The organism is Streptomyces sp. NPDC044064, assembly GCF_056434245.1.
The window spans coordinates 163,444-178,518 of sequence record NZ_JBWKFN010000005.1; the positions used below are offsets into that span (position 1 = coordinate 163,444).

Here is a 15,075-nt window from a genome sequence, read left to right on the forward strand (position 1 = left end):
GTGTCATATTCGGCAAGCACCTGAAATCGCCCACACAACAGGAGTACGCTCGACTCCATTTACACGCTCGGCGATCATTCGAACACGACGCGTAACGGCGTACGGATATACGAAAACTACTCACCGTGATGAGTGAAAAGACGGCTCAGACTCCGGCGGTCAGGACGAGTGCCCCTGTCGGCAGGCAGCGCGCACAGAAGGGCGCCGAGCCACGCTCGGCGCCCTTCTTCAGTCGGCACTCACCGACGGGACATCACCCCACCGACGAGTAGGCGACGACCCCTCGCAGCAACTGGTCGACAGCCTTGCGCGCGGCCTTGGTCACGGTCGAACCCTCCACCGGAGATGCCGCCGAGATCTGCCCGAGGACATCGATGACCTGCTTGCACCACCGCACGAAGTCACCCGCGGGCATCTCCGCCTCGCGCAGCACCTCGTCGAGCCCCGTCCCCGAGGCCCACATGTACGCGGCCCAGGCGAAGCCGAGGTCCGGCTCGCGCTGGCCGACGCCCTCGGTCTGGGTGATCCGGAACTCCTCCTCCAGACCGTCCAGCCGGCCCCAGATCCGGACCATCTCGCTGAGCGCGGCCTTCGCCTTGCCGGAGGGCAGCTTGGGCGCCATGGCGTCGTCGCCGACCCGGGCCTCGTACACCAACGCCGAGACGCAGGCGGCGAGTTCGGCCGGGCCGAGACCCTCCCACACGCCCTCGCGCAGGCACTCACTGGCCAGCAGGTCGAGTTCGCCGTAGAGCCGGGCGAGCCGCTTGCCGTGCTCGGTGACCTCGTCGCCGCGCAGGTAGTCCAGCTCGGTCAGCAGGGCGACGATCCGGTCGAAGGTCCGCGCGATGGTGTTCGTACGGCCCTCGATGCGCCGCTCCAGCTGCGAGGTGTCCCGCAGCAGCCGGTGGTACCGCTCGGCCCAACGGGCGTGGTCCTCACGGTCGTTGCACCCATGACACGGATGCGCCCGGATCTCCGTGCGCAGCCGGGCGATCTCGCGGTCGTCGGCGGCCTGCGAGCGCTTCTTGCGGGCCCGCTCCGCCGGGACGTGCCCGGCCTTGGTGCGCAGCGCGGAGGCCAGGTCCCGACGGGACTGCGGTGAGCGCGGGTTGAAGGACTTCGGGATCCGCATCCGGTCCAGCGGCTCGACCGGGACCGGGAAGTCCATCGACGCCAGCCGCTTGACCTGCCGTTCGGCGGTCAGCACCAGCGGGCGCGGGCCGTCGTGGTGGTCGAAGCCGCGGTGGCCGTTGGAACGGCCGGCGGGCAGGCCGGGGTCCAGCACCAGCGCCAGACCTGCGTACTTGCCCGTGGGGACGTGGATGATGTCGCCCGGCTTGAGCTTCTCCAGGGACACGGCTGCCTCGGCCCGCCGCTGGTTGGCGCCCTGCCGGACCAGCTCGGTCTCGCGGTCCTTCAGTTCGCGGCGCAGCCGCGCGTACTCCTCGAAGTCGCCGAGGTGGCAGGTCATGGAGGCCTTGTAGCCCTCCAGGCCCTCCTCGTTGCGCTGCACCTGCCGGGAGATGCCGACGACCGACTTGTCGGCCTGGAACTGCGCGAAGGAGGTCTCCAGCAGCTCGCGCGAGCGGTGCCGGCCGAACTGCTCGACCAGGTTGACCGCCATGTTGTACGACGGCTTGAAGCTGGAGCGCAGCGGATACGTACGGGTGCCCGCCAGTCCGGCGAGGTGCTCGGGGCTCATCCCGCGCTGCCACAGCACCACGGCATGACCCTCGACGTCGATGCCACGCCGGCCCGCACGCCCCGTCAACTGGGTGTACTCACCGGGCGTGATGTCGGCGTGCTGCTCGCCGTTCCACTTGACGAGCTTCTCCAGGACCACCGAGCGGGCGGGCATGTTGATGCCGAGGGCGAGGGTCTCGGTGGCGAACACGGCCTTGACCAGGCCGCGTACGAACAGCTCCTCGACGACCTCCTTGAAGGTCGGCAGCATGCCCGCGTGATGGGCGGCGATGCCCCGCTCCAGGCCCTCCAGCCACTCGTAGTAGCCGAGGACGTGCAGGTCCTCGGACGGGATCGCGGCGGTGCGCTCCTCCACCAGCGCGCGCACCTGCTCCCGCGCCTCCTCGTCGTTGAGCCGCAGGCCCGCGAACAGGCACTGCTGGACGGCGGCCTCGCAGGCGGCGCGGCTGAAGATGAAGGTGATCGCGGGCAGCAGGCCCTCGGAGTCGAGGCGTTCGATGACCTCGGGCCGGCCCGGCGTCCACACGCGCGAGCGCTGTCTGCGCTCCCGCTCGCGGTCGGCCTCGCGCATCGCGCGGCCGCGCCGGCGGTCCTGGTACGACGGCCGGGTCGACTCCATGCGGGCGAGGCGGACGAGGTCGGGGTTGACGGCCTTCTTGTGGCCCTCGCCCTCCTCGAACAGGTCGTACGTCCGGCGCCCGGCGAGCACGTGCTGGAACAGCGGCACGGGCCGGTGCTCGGAGACGATCACCTCGGTGTCACCACGGACGGTGTCCAGCCAGTCACCGAACTCCTCGGCGTTGGACACGGTCGCCGAAAGCGACACCAGAGTCACCGACTCGGGCAGGTGGATGATCACTTCCTCCCAGACGGCACCCCGGAAGCGGTCGGAGAGGTAGTGCACCTCGTCCATGACCACGTAGCCGAGGCCGAGGAGGGTCTGCGAGCCGGCGTACAGCATGTTCCGCAGCACCTCGGTGGTCATCACGACCACCGGGGCGTCGGAGTTGACGCTGTTGTCGCCGGTGAGCAGGCCGACCTTGTCCGCGCCGTAGCGGCGGCACAGGTCGGCGTACTTCTGGTTCGACAGCGCCTTGATGGGTGTCGTGTAGAAGCACTTCTTGCCCTGCAGCAGGGCGAGGTGGACGGCGAACTCGCCCACGATCGTCTTGCCCGAGCCGGTGGGGGCGGCCACCAGCACGCCCTTCCCCTCTTCGAGGGCCTGGCAGGCCTCGATCTGGAAGGGGTCGAGGCCGAAGTCGTACATCTCGCGGAAGGACGCGAGCGCGGTGGCCTGCTCGGCTGCCCGCCTCCGGGCTGCCGCGTACCGCTCGGCCGGTGAGAGATCCTCTGTCATCGTGCTTTCGAGCGTACCGGGCGGCACTGACAACAGGACGATCATTATCCCGAACGTGCGTTGATCGACAAAGTGCGATGCCCCCGTCCTCGGGGACGGGGGCATCGCGCTTTCGGCTCGGTGGATGCTCAGGTGACGTCGTCGTAACCGTTGACCCGGTCGGCGCCTGCCTGCTCGGGCACGGTCCGGCTGGCCGGGACGGGCTCGACGTCGCCGATGTCCTCGGGCGTGAGGTCCAGGTCGGAGGCCTCGTCGTCGGCCGGCCCCGCGGCCTCGCGGCGGCGCTTGCGCTTGTCGTTCATCAGCGAGAAGCCGACCGCCGCGAAGTACAGCACCCAGATCGGTCCGGCGAGCGCCAGCATCGACAGCGGGTCGGTGCTCGGCGTGGCCACGGCCGCGAAGACCGTGATGCCGAGGATCATGCCGCGCCACCAGCCGAGCATGCGCTGGCCGCTGAGCACCCCGGTGAGGTTGAGCATGATCAGCAGCAGCGGCAGCTCGAAGGAGAGGCCGAAGACGATCACCATGCGCGTGACCAGCTGGAGCAGGTCGTCCAGCGGCAGGAAGTTCCTGATGGCACCGTTCGGCGTGAAGTCGATCAGCACCTTCGCCGTGGTGGGCAGCACCTTGTACGCGAAGAAGGCACCGGCGAAGAACAGCGGGGCGCCGGTGAACACGAAGGCGTAGGCGTACTTCTTCTCGTGCCGGTGCAGACCCGGCGCGACGAACGCCCACAGCTGGTAGAGCCAGATCGGCGACGCGAGCACGACACCCGCCATCAGCGAGACCTGGAGGGCCAGCGTGAACGGGGCGAGGAGACCGTTGATCGTGATCTCCGCGCACTGGGTCTTGCCGCTGGACTTCGCCAGCTCCTCGAACGTCTGCGGGCAACCGATCGAGTCGAGGATGGGCCTCGTCAGGAAGTTGATGATGTCGTTGTAGAAGAAGGCGGCGACGATCGTCACCACGACGATGGCCAGCATGGCCTTCGCGAGCCGGTTGCGGAGCTCACGAAGGTGATCCGCGAGAGGCATCCGCCCCTCGGGATCCTTCTCCTGCTTGCGGGCAGACTTGAGCAACCCACGTCCTCATCTCGTGCGGCAGGCCGGAGGGTTCCGGCGCTGGGTCAGCGCTTGGTGGTGTCCGTCGGCTCGTTGACCGGCCGCGAGCTGGTCACGTCGCCGGGGGCCGCCTGGATGGTGCGCTGGGCCGCGGGCTGCTCGTTGGAAGCGGGAGCCTGGGCGGAAGTGTTGCCCTCCTCCTTCATCGCCTTGGCTTCGCTCTTCAGGATGCGCGCGGACTTGCCGAGCGAGCGGGCCATGTCCGGAAGCTTCTTCGCGCCGAACAGCAGCACGATGACGACGAGGATGAGAATGATCTCGGGGGCTCCGAGCCTTCCGAACATAAGTCTTTACCTTCTCACCGAGGCGACTGGATGGGGTGCTGTCCGACCAGTCGGACATGTGCCCGATGGTCGTGCTGACAGCGATCGTAACGCTCAGGGGTGAACGTCAGGCAATCCCCGTGCGTACTCCCGGTCCGCGGTACGCGCCTCGCTCTTCGCACCGCGATCAGAGCGTACCTGTCCCGGCACTCAGCATGACAGGGCGAAGTGGCCCAAAGCGCATCCCACGGGCGACTCACAGGTCCCGGGGGTGTCGTTCACAGCGTGTCCACGGCGCGGGCCGCGCCGGCCGCCGCCCGCTCCAGGTCCTCGGCCGCCCTGTTGATACGGCGTGCGGAGGCCGAGACCTGCTCACCGAGACGCCGCGCCTCCAGGAAGACCCGGACGGCGAGCACCCCCAGGACGGCGAGACCCAGGAAACCCACGGCTACCGCGAACATCGGCCAGAACATGACGTCGAGCCTAGACGGTCCTACACGGTGGAGTGCAGCCGCAGGGTCCTGACGCCGCCGCCGGTGAGCAGCTCGACGATGCGCTCCCCGGCCGGCTTGCGCACCGAGGAGCCGCAGTCGGGGCAGACGAAGGAGTAGAACGTCGTCCGGCTCGTGGCGCCGATGGCCAGGCGCAGGGCGCTCGCGGCGAGCTCGAAGCGGCCCCGGCAGTCCGGGCAGCCGGCCTTGAACATCACGGGGACCACTCTCTTCATCCCGGCGAAAGCGGCCGCCACCGTCATTTCACCGGCACCGGACCCCGCAGACTCGTTCAAAGCCCTCGCTCCTGCCTGTCGTCCTGCCCGTCGTGAACACCGTGCGCCGCCGCCGGCGGTGTGTCGTACGCCGCCAGGGCCTCGCGGGCCGCCGTGCGGGCGCTTTCGGCCAGCTCGGGCGGCGAGACGATCCTGCCGTCGCGGCCGAGGCGCAGGGCCAGCCGGCGCAGGGAGGCCGGATCGGGGGTGCGCAGAGTAATACGCAGCCCGCCGTCGGGAAGCTCATCGGCGCTGTCGTGCGGGTAGTACTCGGCCACCCAGCGGCCGCCGGGACCGACCTCGATCACGACCTCCGGATCCTCGGCGGCCGGCTGCACCAGTGCCTCGGAGAGGTCCCGCAGCTCGATCTCCGGCGGCGCCGAGGGCTCGTCGAGGATCCTGATCTCGGCCACCCGGTCGAGCCGGAAGGTGCGCCGGGCCTCGGAGCGGCGGCACCAGGCCTCCACATAGGTGTGGCCGACGCTGACCAGGCGGATGGGGTCGATCTCGCGCTCGGTGACCTCGTCACGGGCGGGTGAGTAGTAGCGGATCCACAGCCGGCGGCGCTCCGAGATCGCCCGGTCGACGTCGGCGAAGACGCCGCCCTCGGACTCGAACGTCACCGAGAGACGGGAGCTGGCACCGGCGGCCTCTCCGGCCGCCGTCTCCACCTTGGCCGTCGCCCGCAGCAGCGCCTGGCGGTCGCCCTCCCGCAGGCCGGGCAGGGTCGACACCGCGCGCGCGGCCACCAGCAGGGCCGTGGCCTCGTCGGCGGCGAGCCGCAGCGGCTCGGCCGCCTCCTCGCCGAGCGCGGCCGCGTTGTGCCACCAGATGCGCTCGCCGTCGGTGTCGATGTCCAGCAGGTCGCCGCCGCGGAAGCTGGTGCCGCACATGGGCAGCAGATCGAGGTCGGAGACCAGCTCGTCCTCGGTGATGCCGAAGGCGCGCGCGACGTCCGCGATCCGGGCGCCGGGGCGCTCCCTCAGGTAGGTGACCAGCGAAAGCATCCGCCGGGTCTGGTCGATCGCGTTCACGGGCCTGGCCGGTTTGCCTGCCATGGTTATGCTCCGCTCCCCCTCAGCCCTTGGCCACGGCACGCAGCCGGTCCACCACGTCGGCCCGCAGCTCGGCGGGCTCCACGACGATCACGTCCGGCCCGAACTCCACCAGCCAGGCGTCCAGGCCGTGCCCGTACGGAATCTCCAACTCGTCCCAGCCGTCACCGAGTTCCCGGACCTCGGTGGCTTTCGCCCGAAGGGGGTAACCGGCGCCGGAACGCAGTCTGATCAGCGCCGACCGGTCGGCGATCTCGCCGGCCCAGCCCGCGACGGTCTCGCGCACGGTGACGACGTCCGGAACGGGCGCGGTGAAGCCGGTGCCCCGTGAGCGCACCCGGCCGGTGATCCGGGAGAGCCGGAAGACGCGCTCGGCGCCCCGGTCGCGGTCCCAGCCGGCCAGGTACCAGTGGCCGCGCCAGCACTCCAGCGCCCACGGCTCGACGTGCCGGGGCTCGGGGTGGGCGGCGGAGGCCTTGCGGTAGTCGAAGACGACCGGGCGGCGGTCGCGGCAGGCGAGCATCAGCGGCTCGAACGCGGCTTCGTGCACCGGGATGCGCGGTTCCAGGGCACCGTGGGCCTCGTACGGGTCGACGTCCTCGGGCAGCCCGGCCGCGCGCAGCTTCTGCAGTGCGCCGCTGGCCGCTCCGGCCAGGCGGGCCTGCTGCCAGACCTTGGCGGCGAGACCGAGGGCGGCGGCCTCCTCGGCGTCCAGGGTGATGGGGGGCAGACGGTTGCTGTCGCGACGGGCGAGGTAGCCGACCTCTCCGTCGATGTTCTCGACGGTCTCGATGACCAGGCCCAGCTCGCGCAGGTCGTCCTTGTCCCGCTCGAACATCCGGTTGAAGGAGTCGTCCGAGCCGGCCGCGCCCTTCTCCGGCCTGCCGGCCTCGACGTAGGCCTCGATGGAGTCGCGAAGCTCCCGCTTGCTGAGCGGCCGCCGTGTCCCGAGCAGACACAGCGCGAGGTTCATCAGCCGCTCTGCCTTGGCAATGGCCATCGACGCCCTTCGCCTTCCTGTGGTGCTTACGGACGACGACCGTACCGCTCAGAAGTGGCCTGGCAAAGCCGAGGGCCCATGCCCGGACAGGCATGGGCCCCAGTCGATCGGGTCCGGTCAGATCCCGAAAACAGGCCGTACGACGATCAGACCGCGATCAGGTCCACGACGAAGATCAGCGTCTCGCCGGGCTTGATCGCCGGGGTCGGGCTCTGGTCGCCGTAGGCGAGGTGCGCCGGGATGGTCAGCTGGCGGCGGCCGCCGACCTTCATGCCCTGCACGCCGAGGTCCCAGCCCTTGATGACCCGGCCGCCGCCCAGCGGGAAGCGGAACGGCGTGCCGCGGTTCCAGCTGGCGTCGAACTCCTCGCCCGTGCTGAAGGCAACACCCACGTAGTGGACGGTGACGGTCTGGCCCGCCTCCGCGACGGCGCCGTCACCCTCCCAGATGTCCTTGATCTCGAGGTCCGCCGGGGGCTCGCCGCCCGGGAAGTCGATCTCGGGCTTGTCGATGCTCACGTCTAAAGCTCCTGCTTGTGTACGACACGAAACACGGACAGTCTTTCATCCCCGCTGGTCTGGCGCCTGCCATCTCCACCACGGCGCGGCACGGCTACATCGCGGCCAGGATGTCCACCGAGAACACCAGCGTGGAGCCCTTCTTGACGGCACCGCCGCTCGGCGGGTTGTCGCCGTAGCCCAGCTCCGGCGGGATGACGACGAGGACCCTGCTGCCCACCTTCTTGCCGGTCAGTCCCTCGGCCAGGCCCTTGACGGCCTGCTGCATCTGCTCCAGCGAGAACTGGCTGAGCCGCCCGGAGCCGTACGTCTGCTGAAACGTCTTGCCGCCGTCCCAGACCACTGCCTTGAACTGGCACAGGACCGTCTGGTTCGCCTTGACCTCGTCGCCGTCGCCCTCCAGGACGTAGGCCGACACCAGCTTCTTGGGCGGCGCGGACTTCGGGACGGTGATCTCGGGCGCCTTGCCGTCGGTGTTGGTGCCGACCTTGGGCAGGGCGGCGTCGGTCTGCGGGACCGGCTTGCCCTGGGCGGAGCTCTTGGAGTTGAACGAGTCCATCAGGTCGATGACGAAGACCAGGGTGTCGGTGCCCTTGATGCCCGCCTGCGGGTTGCCCGACTTGCCGTAGCCCAGCTCCGGCGGGACGGCCAGCTCGATCCGGCTGCCCACCTTCTTGCCCGCGATCGCGTACCGCCAGCCGTCGATGATGCTGCCCTGGGCGAGCTGGATGATCAGCGGGCGGTTGCGGTCGTAGGAGTTGTCGAAGACCTTGGCGGTGCTCCAGATCTGGCCCAGGTAGTTCGCCTTGATGAAGTCGTTCTCCGCGATCGTGCGGCCGTTGCCCGGGATGACGGTCTTGACCGCGAGGTTCTTCGAGGGCTCGCCCGGCCCCTTGGCGACCGTCGGCTTCTCGCCGAACTTCGTGCCCGCCGTGATCGCCGGCAGCGGCCCCTCCACGATCTTGGGCGGGGGCGTGGAGGCCGAGGGCGACGGTGACGCACTGGCCTTGCTGGATTCGGACTTGTCGTCGCCGCACGCGGCGAGCGTGACCAGTCCTGCGGGTACAGCGGCGAGGAGGAGGGAGCGTCGGCGCACGGAGATGCCTCGTAATCGGTCGATCTTGTGGATTGGCGTGCGCGCAACTCTACGACGCGAGAAGGGCGCCGTACGGGAAACGTACGACGCCCGTGTGGCGTTCCGGCATTTCAGTGCGGAAACGCTTGACTCACGTGCCTTTGTCACATTCCGGCGATGAGCTTCTCCACCCGGTCGTCCACCGAACGGAACGGGTCCTTGCACAACACGGTGCGCTGTGCCTGGTCGTTGAGCTTCAGGTGCACCCAGTCGACCGTGAAGTCCCGGCGCTGTTCCTGTGCCCTGCGGATGAAGTCGCCGCGCAGCCGTGCCCGAGTGGTCTGCGGGGGAACCGACTTGCCCTCGAAGATCTTCAAGTCGTTGCAGATCCGGGCGGCTTGGCCTCTCTTCTCCAGCAGGTAGTACAGACCACGACGGCGGTGGATGTCGTGGTAGGCGAGGTCTATCTGGGCGACCCTCGGGTGGGACATGGTCATGTTGTGCTTGGCCCGGTACCGCTCGATGAGCTTGTACTTCATGACCCAGTCGATCTCGGTGCCGATGCGGTCGAGCTCCTCGGTCTCGATCGCGTCGAGGGTACGGCCCCACAGCTCCAGGACCTGCGCGACGGTGCCGGTGCGGATGCCCCGGCGGTCGCAGAAGTCCACGGCCTTGTCGAAGTACTCGCGCTGCACCTCCAGCGCGGAGGCCTCCCGGCCGCTGGCCAGGCGCACCTTGCGCCGGCCGGTGATGTCGTGGCTGACCTCGCGGATCGCCCGGATCGGGTTCTCCAGGGTGAGGTCGCGCATCACGGTCCCCGCCTCGATCATGCGCAGCACCAGGTCGGTGGCGCCGACCTTGAGCAGCATGGTCGTCTCGGACATGTTCGAGTCGCCCACGATGACGTGCAGGCGGCGGTAGCGCTCGGCGTCCGCGTGCGGTTCGTCGCGGGTGTTGATGATGGGCCGGGAGCGGGTCGTCGCCGAGGAGACGCCCTCCCAGATGTGCTCCGCCCGCTGGCTGACGCAGTAGACGGCGCCGCGCGGGGTCTGCAGGACCTTGCCCGCGCCGCACAGCAGCTGCCTGGTCACCAGGAAGGGGATGAGGATGTCCGCGAGCCGGGAGAACTCCCCGTGCCGCGCCACCAGATAGTTCTCGTGGCAGCCGTAGGAGTTGCCTGCCGAGTCGGTGTTGTTCTTGAAGAGGTAGACGTCGCCCGCGATTCCCTCCTCGTGCAGGCGTCGTTCCGCGTCCACCAGGAGTCCTTCGAGAATGCGCTCGCCGGCCTTGTCGTGGGTGACCAGTTCGGTCACGTTGTCACATTCGGGTGTCGCGTATTCCGGATGTGACCCCACGTCGAGATAGAGCCGGGCGCCGTTTCGCAGAAAGACATTACTGCTGCGGCCCCATGACACGACACGGCGGAAGAGGTACCGCGCCACCTCGTCAGGAGACAGGCGCCGCTGTCCCCTGAACGTGCACGTGACGCCGTACTCGTTCTCCAGCCCGAAAATGCGGCGGTCCATGACTGAACATTACGCCCGATCCCCTGAGCTGAAACGGGGTTCGGCAGCACGATTTGGATCATTTTCCGATGAAGCCGCAACAACCCCGCTCCGCGCGGGAGCTGCGAGGACCCCTCCGGTGGCGAGGAGGACCAGCAGGGACACGGCTCCCGCGACGCCCGGGAGGGCGAATCCCCACAGCGCGCCACCGGCCTGTATCACCGGGCCCGCCAGCCCCGTTCCGACCGAGGCACCCACGGTGAACGTCGTCACGAGCCAGGAGAACGCCTCGGTGACGGTTCCGCTCGGCGCGTGCCGGTCGACGATGATGAACGCGCAGGCGATACAGGGGGCCAGGAACACGCCGGAGACCACGGTGAGCAGCACCATGCCGACGGCGCCCGGCATCAGCATCAGCGGCAGGTAACACACCGCCAGAAGCGCCACCAGGATGCGCAGTCGCCGCTCGGGCGTGCCGCTCCACCGGCGCGCGCCGTAGACGGTGCCGCCGACGAGGGCCCCGAGGCCGAGTGCGGCCATCAGCCAGCCGTAGACGGCGTCACCGCCGTGGTCGTCCGCGTACGGCACCGAGGCCACGGTGATGGAGCCGAGCGCGATGCCGACGAACAGGAAGGCGCCGAGCAGTACGAGCAGGCCGGGCGAGCGCAGGGCGCCGAGCCAGTGCGCCTCGCGCGGGGCCGAGCGCCACGCGCGCGAGGGCGGCGAGGCGACCACCGAGAGGGCACCGAGGACGCCGACGACGTTGAGCACCAGCAGGGCCGCACGCTCCGACCACAGGGACACGCACAGGGTCACCAGCAACGGGCCGACGGTGAACATGACTTCCTGGGCGACGGCGTCCATGGCGTACGCGGTGTGCACCTGCTCCTCGCGGCGCAGTACGGAGGGCCACAGGGCACGCAGACCGCCCTCCAGGGGCGGTGTGAAGAGGCCGGCGGCCGCGACGGCGGCGTACGCGAGGGGCAGTCGGTCGGTGCCGGAGAAGGCGAAGGCCGTCATGGCGAGGGCGGAGAGGACGGCGGCGGGCAGCTGGACGCGCGGCTGGCCGTACAGGTCCACGAGGCGGCCCAGCACGGGCTGCCCCACCGCGTTGGCGACGCCGTACACGGCCGCGAGAGCGCCCGCCAGGCTGTACGTGCCGCCCTCGCCGCGGACGAAGAGCACCAGGGCGATCGCGGCGGTCGCGTTGGGCAGCCGGCCCACCAGCGTGCCGGTCAGCAGACGGGCCGCGTGTCTCTGCTTCAGGATCTCCAGGTATCCCGCGGCCATGTCCCGCCTCCAAGTGTTACGTATAACGTCGCCACTCATACGTACCATGTGCGCTGTTCACACGTCCACACGAAGGAGCAGGCCCCCGCCGTGGCACGCAGCAGTACGCGCCCGACCAGCCGTGACGTCGCACAGGCGGCCGGGGTCTCCCAGGCGGCCGTCTCGCTCGTCCTGGGCGACAAGTGGCGCGGCCGGGTCTCCGAGGCCACCGCCGAGCGGGTCCGGGAGGCCGCGCGCGAGCTGGGCTACCGGCCCAACCTGGCCGCCCGCAACCTGCGTCTGGGCCGTACCCGCACGGTGCTGCTCGTGGTGCCGGCGCTGACCACCGAGTTCTTCGCGGGTGTCTACACGGGCGCGGCCCGGGTGGCCGCCCGGCACGGCTTCGGCGTCGTGCTGTACCCCTCCCCCGAGGGCATCGGCCCGGCCCGCGACCCCTTCGCCTCCGCCCAGGCCGCCCTGGACGGCGTCATCGCCTCCTCGATGGCGGCCGACGCGCTCACCGCGATCCGCGGCGACCAGCTCCCGCTGGTCATGCTCGACAGCGACCCCATGGGCAGCCTGGGCGCGGCCACCGTGAACCTGGACATCGCCGACGGCGTCCGGCAGGTCGCCGAGCACCTGCTGGGCCTCGGCCACCGCCGCGTCCTGCACCTGGCCGCCGACGTGCCCTCCTGGACGTTCGAGATGCGCGCGCGGGAGCTGGCGGCGCGCTTGTCCGCCGTGCCGGGGACCCGGATCCTTACGGCCCCCGCACCGATCTCCATCGAGGGCGCCCTGGCGGCCGCCGAGGCCGCGTTCACCGCGCCCGGCCCCCGGCCGACGGCGGTGGTCTGCGACGACGACAAGCTGGCGGCCGGTGCCTACAAGGCCCTGCGCCGCCTGGGTCTGCGCGTGCCTGACGACGTCTCGGTGACCGGACTGGACGACCTCGCCCTGGCCACGGCCCTCGACCCCGAGCTGACGACGGTGCGACTGGACGCCGAGCTGTTCGGGGAACGCGGCATGGAGGCCCTGCTGGCGGTCCTGGAGGGCCGGGAGCCCGAGCGCGGGGACATTCCGGTGGAACTGGTCGTACGGGGGTCCACGGCGCCGCCTCGCGCCTCCTGAACGCCGTGTGCCCCGGCCGGAGGACCGGCCGGGGCACACGGGAGCGGGATACGGACGGGCTGCTCCTCGGAGCGCTACTCCTCGGAGCCCTCCTCCTCGGAGCTCTCGGCCTCGGTGGCCGCGCCGTTCTCCTCCAGGAGGCGGGCGAGCTGACGGCCGACGATGCGCTTGAACTTACGGGTCTGGGGGCGGGTGCGGTCCAGCACCGCGACCTCCAGGCGCTCGGCGGGGATCTCCCGCTGGCTGCCGTTCGACTCGCGGGACAGGGCCTGCACGGCCAGCTTCAGCGCCTCGGCCAGGGTCATGCCGTCCTGGTGGCGCTGGTCCAGGTAGTTGCTGATCAGCTCCGCGTTGCCACCGACCGCGACCGAGCCGTGCTCGTCGACGATCGAGCCGTCGTGCGGCAGCCGGTAGATCTGGTCGCCGTCCGGGGTGTTCCCGACCTCCGCGACGACCAGCTCCACCTCGTACGGCTTCTCGGCGGCGCTGGAGAAGATCGTGCCGAGGGTCTGGGCGTAGACGTTGGCGAGACCGCGGGCGGTCACGTCGTCCCGGTCGTAGGTGTAACCGCGCAGGTCGGCGTAGCGGACGCCGCCGATGCGGAGGTTCTCGTACTCGTTGTACTTGCCGGCGGCCGCGAAGCCGATCCGGTCGTAGATCTCGCTGAACTTGTGCAGCGCGCGGGACGGGTTCTCGCCGACGAAGACGATGCCGTCGGCGTACTGCAGCACGACCAGGCTGCGGCCGCGGGCGATGCCCTTGCGGGCGTACTCGGCCCGGTCGGCCATGGCCTGCTGGGGTGAGACATAGAACGGCGTCGACACCGGTTATCCGTCCCTTTCTGTCTTGATCACTGGATCACCTCGATAAGAGCCGGGCCCGCGCTCAGAGCAGGGCGGCCTTGGGACCGTCGGGCTCCTCCAGGCGGCGCTGGAGCACCGCCCGGGAGAGCTCGGAGGCCTCGTCGTCGGAGAGCCGGCGGAAGCCGTCCTCGGTGATCACGGTGATGATCGGGTAGATCCGGCGGGCGACATCGGGACCACCGGTCGCCGAGTCGTCGTCTGCCGCGTCGTACAGGGCCTGGACCACGAGGGTCGTGGCCTGCTCCTCGGTCAGGTCGTCACGGAAGAGCTTCTTCATGGCACCCCGCGCGAAGATCGAGCCGGAGCCCGTCGCGGCGAAGTTGTGCTCCTCTGAGCGGCCGCCCGTGACGTCGTAGGAGAAGATGCGCCCCCTCTCCCGGTCCAGGTCGAACCCGGCGAACAGGGGCACCACGGCCAGGCCCTGCATGGCCATGCCGAGGTTGGAACGGATCATGGTCGACAGCCGGTTCGCCTTGCCCTCCAGCGACAGCTGGGCGCCCTCGACCTTCTCGAAGTGCTCCAGCTCGAGCTGGAAGAGCTTGACCATCTCGACGGCGAGACCGGCGGTGCCGGCGATGCCGACGGCCGAGTACTCGTCCGCCGGGAACACCTTCTCGATGTCCCGCTGGGCGATGACGTTGCCCATGGTGGCGCGGCGGTCACCGGCCAGCACCACACCGCCGGGGAACGTGACGGCCACGATGGTCGTGCCGTGCGGCGCCTCGATCACCCCCTGGGTGGGCAGCTGCCGCTTGCCGGGCAGCAGCTCGGGCTGGTGCTCGCCGAGGAAGTCCATGAACGAAGAAGAGCCTGGCGTCAGGAAGGCAGCTGGTAGACGCCCGGTGCCACGAGTATTGGCTTCCACAAGTTTCCTTCCAAGTAAGCGGTATGTCACGGACCTTACCCGGCTCGTGACGGTGATCCACATGCTCGGCCGGAGCCGATACCCAGAACGAAGACTGCTCGCGGACCGGACTCCTCCGGCCGCGAGCAGCGCTTCGTCGTCCGCTCATCGGCCACTCACGACTCCCGCACCCTCGAACCTCTGATTCGAAGGTAAGGTCGGTCTACTGACCGCCCTTTTGAACGAAGGAACGCACGAAGTCCTCTGCGTTCTCCTCCAGGACGTCGTCGATCTCGTCCAGGACGGAGTCCACGTCGTCGGACAGCTTCTCGTGCCGCTCCTTGAGGTCGCCCTGAGCCTGCGCGTCCTGCGCCTGCTCCTCGACCTCCTCGGTGGAGCGCGTGGCCTTCTGCTGACCGCCGCCGGTGTCCTTGGTTGCCATATCCCTCACCCCGCTCAGTTCGCCCGACATGGTCGACGGGTCGGCATTCCTGCCGATCGGTGATGATCAGACCCTACAAGCCGGGTCCGACATCGGCCCCGCAGTTTCGACAACGTGCGGGGGCCACCTCGATGATTCCCGGACGGTGGGATTTCCACCCTGCCC

The 15,075-nt window shown here is 69.7% G+C and carries 15 protein-coding genes; 1 reads left to right on the top strand and 14 read right to left on the bottom strand.

What is annotated here, in order from left to right:
- Positions 1 to 253: 253 nt before the first annotated feature.
- The 11 genes from AC07DS_RS10550 to AC07DS_RS10600 form a co-directional block, all read right to left on the bottom strand.
- Entirely contained in the window at positions 254 to 3,106 is a 2,853-nt protein-coding gene (locus tag AC07DS_RS10550; RefSeq protein ID WP_479144063.1) for a DEAD/DEAH box helicase, read from the bottom strand.
- 83 nt (positions 3,107 to 3,189) lie between these two features.
- Entirely contained in the window at positions 3,190 to 4,140 is a 951-nt protein-coding gene (tatC, locus tag AC07DS_RS10555; protein ID WP_479144064.1) for a twin-arginine translocase subunit TatC, read from the bottom strand.
- Positions 4,141 to 4,187: 47 nt separating this feature from the next.
- On the bottom strand, positions 4,188 to 4,466 hold the full coding sequence (tatA, locus tag AC07DS_RS10560) for a Sec-independent protein translocase subunit TatA (RefSeq protein ID WP_479144065.1): 279 nt from the start codon (positions 4,464 to 4,466) through the stop codon (positions 4,188 to 4,190).
- A 257-nt stretch (positions 4,467 to 4,723) separates the two neighbouring features.
- Positions 4,724 to 4,918, bottom strand: coding sequence for a hypothetical protein (locus tag AC07DS_RS10565; protein ID WP_479144066.1), 195 nt, complete (start codon positions 4,916 to 4,918; stop codon positions 4,724 to 4,726).
- Positions 4,919 to 4,938: 20 nt separating this feature from the next.
- Positions 4,939 to 5,232, bottom strand: coding sequence for a hypothetical protein (locus AC07DS_RS10570; RefSeq protein ID WP_479144067.1), 294 nt, complete (start codon positions 5,230 to 5,232; stop codon positions 4,939 to 4,941).
- Entirely contained in the window at positions 5,229 to 6,269 is a 1,041-nt protein-coding gene (locus AC07DS_RS10575) for a helix-turn-helix transcriptional regulator (protein WP_479144068.1), read from the bottom strand. Before AC07DS_RS10575 ends, AC07DS_RS10570 begins: the two co-directional genes overlap by 4 nt.
- A gap of 19 nt (positions 6,270 to 6,288) precedes the next feature.
- Positions 6,289 to 7,266 carry a helix-turn-helix transcriptional regulator gene (locus AC07DS_RS10580; protein WP_479144069.1) on the bottom strand — a complete coding sequence of 326 codons (978 nt, stop codon included), beginning with the start codon at positions 7,264 to 7,266 and terminating at the stop codon, positions 6,289 to 6,291.
- 146 nt (positions 7,267 to 7,412) lie between these two features.
- Positions 7,413 to 7,784: an FKBP-type peptidyl-prolyl cis-trans isomerase gene (locus AC07DS_RS10585; RefSeq protein WP_479144070.1), complete on the bottom strand. Its 372-nt coding sequence runs from the start codon at positions 7,782 to 7,784 to the stop codon at positions 7,413 to 7,415.
- A gap of 94 nt (positions 7,785 to 7,878) precedes the next feature.
- Positions 7,879 to 8,880 (bottom strand): FKBP-type peptidyl-prolyl cis-trans isomerase, encoded by a 1,002-nt coding sequence (locus tag AC07DS_RS10590; RefSeq protein ID WP_479144071.1) that lies wholly within the window; start codon positions 8,878 to 8,880, stop codon positions 7,879 to 7,881.
- 143 nt (positions 8,881 to 9,023) lie between these two features.
- On the bottom strand, positions 9,024 to 10,385 hold the full coding sequence (gene pafA / locus AC07DS_RS10595; RefSeq protein WP_094216830.1) for a Pup--protein ligase: 1,362 nt from the start codon (positions 10,383 to 10,385) through the stop codon (positions 9,024 to 9,026).
- Positions 10,386 to 10,394: 9 nt separating this feature from the next.
- On the bottom strand, positions 10,395 to 11,654 hold the full coding sequence (locus AC07DS_RS10600; protein ID WP_479144072.1) for an MFS transporter: 1,260 nt from the start codon (positions 11,652 to 11,654) through the stop codon (positions 10,395 to 10,397).
- A 90-nt stretch (positions 11,655 to 11,744) separates the two neighbouring features.
- Between AC07DS_RS10600 and AC07DS_RS10605 the strand changes: the two genes are divergently transcribed.
- Positions 11,745 to 12,761, top strand: a complete 1,017-nt coding sequence (locus tag AC07DS_RS10605; protein ID WP_479144073.1) for a LacI family DNA-binding transcriptional regulator — start codon at positions 11,745 to 11,747, stop codon at positions 12,759 to 12,761.
- A 74-nt stretch (positions 12,762 to 12,835) separates the two neighbouring features.
- Here the strand turns inward: AC07DS_RS10605 and prcA are convergent, their stop codons facing one another.
- The 3 genes from prcA to AC07DS_RS10620 all read right to left on the bottom strand — a co-directional run bounded on the left by prcA (position 12,836) and on the right by AC07DS_RS10620 (position 14,910).
- Positions 12,836 to 13,585 carry a proteasome subunit alpha gene (prcA, locus tag AC07DS_RS10610; protein WP_479144074.1) on the bottom strand — a complete coding sequence of 250 codons (750 nt, stop codon included), beginning with the start codon at positions 13,583 to 13,585 and terminating at the stop codon, positions 12,836 to 12,838.
- 61 nt (positions 13,586 to 13,646) lie between these two features.
- The gene (gene prcB / locus AC07DS_RS10615) at positions 13,647 to 14,489 is read right to left on the bottom strand and encodes a proteasome subunit beta (protein WP_479144075.1); all 843 of its coding nucleotides are present in this window, start codon (positions 14,487 to 14,489) and stop codon (positions 13,647 to 13,649) included.
- A 202-nt stretch (positions 14,490 to 14,691) separates the two neighbouring features.
- A complete protein-coding gene (locus AC07DS_RS10620; RefSeq protein WP_030744708.1) occupies positions 14,692 to 14,910 on the bottom strand; it encodes a ubiquitin-like protein Pup in 219 nt (72 codons plus the stop codon).
- Positions 14,911 to 15,075 lie beyond the last annotated feature (165 nt).

Coding starts and splice junctions, on each gene's coding strand:
- AC07DS_RS10550 (WP_479144063.1), bottom strand. CDS start 3,106: ATGATCGTCCTGTTGTCAGTGCCGCCCGGTACGCTCGAAAGCACGATG.
- tatA (WP_479144065.1), bottom strand. CDS start 4,466: ATGTTCGGAAGGCTCGGAGCCCCCGAGATCATTCTCATCCTCGTCGTC.
- AC07DS_RS10565 (WP_479144066.1), bottom strand. CDS start 4,918: ATGTTCTGGCCGATGTTCGCGGTAGCCGTGGGTTTCCTGGGTCTCGCC.
- AC07DS_RS10575 (WP_479144068.1), bottom strand. CDS start 6,269: ATGGCAGGCAAACCGGCCAGGCCCGTGAACGCGATCGACCAGACCCGG.
- AC07DS_RS10580 (WP_479144069.1), bottom strand. CDS start 7,266: ATGGCCATTGCCAAGGCAGAGCGGCTGATGAACCTCGCGCTGTGTCTG.
- pafA (WP_094216830.1), bottom strand. CDS start 10,385: ATGGACCGCCGCATTTTCGGGCTGGAGAACGAGTACGGCGTCACGTGC.
- AC07DS_RS10600 (WP_479144072.1), bottom strand. CDS start 11,654: ATGGCCGCGGGATACCTGGAGATCCTGAAGCAGAGACACGCGGCCCGT.
- AC07DS_RS10620 (WP_030744708.1), bottom strand. CDS start 14,910: ATGGCAACCAAGGACACCGGCGGCGGTCAGCAGAAGGCCACGCGCTCC.